Source organism: Segeticoccus rhizosphaerae, assembly GCF_009192725.1.
Taxonomy (GTDB): Bacteria; Actinomycetota; Actinomycetes; order Actinomycetales; family Dermatophilaceae; genus Segeticoccus; species Segeticoccus rhizosphaerae.
In genome coordinates, this window is record NZ_VOHR01000747.1 from 1 (window position 1) to 443 (window position 443).

General features: G+C 73.8%; 1 protein-coding gene. It reads left to right on the forward strand.

Annotated features, from left to right (window positions below; all coding sequences use genetic code 11):
• On the forward strand, nucleotides 1-334 hold a 334-nt coding region (locus FRW57_RS22795), incomplete at its 5' end, for a putative peptidoglycan binding domain-containing protein (protein WP_275263272.1).
• Nucleotides 335-443 lie beyond the last annotated feature (109 nt).

Here is a 443-nt window from a genome sequence, read left to right on the forward strand (position 1 = left end):
CGTCTACGCGGTGGCGCCGGGAGCCGGCTACGACCACGCCGGCGTGCTCGTCGACCTGCGCGTCGACGACAACCCGGAGGCCCCGCAGGAACTCGCCCGCCTGGTCGACCTGTCCGAGCTCTACTTCGGCACGGCCACCAATGTGCTTCCCCTGGAAGGCCCGCTCGCCGAGGAGGTCCGCGTCCGGCTCGAGGCGCTCGGCCACGGCGAGGAGCCGGACCTGCTGACCGCGCTGACCGCCTGGGCGAGCGTCGAGAACTACGAGATGCGGCTGTCTCCCGACGGCATCGACTCGCGCGTGCTGCAGGCGCTGCGCGAGACCACCGCTGGCTGAGGGAGCACGACCGAGTCAGCTGGCGGCGCGCGAGCCGCCCTCGTCCGGCGCCTCGGGCTCCGCCGGCTGCGCGCGCTCTGGCTCACGCTCGAGGGTGCTGGAGTCCTCG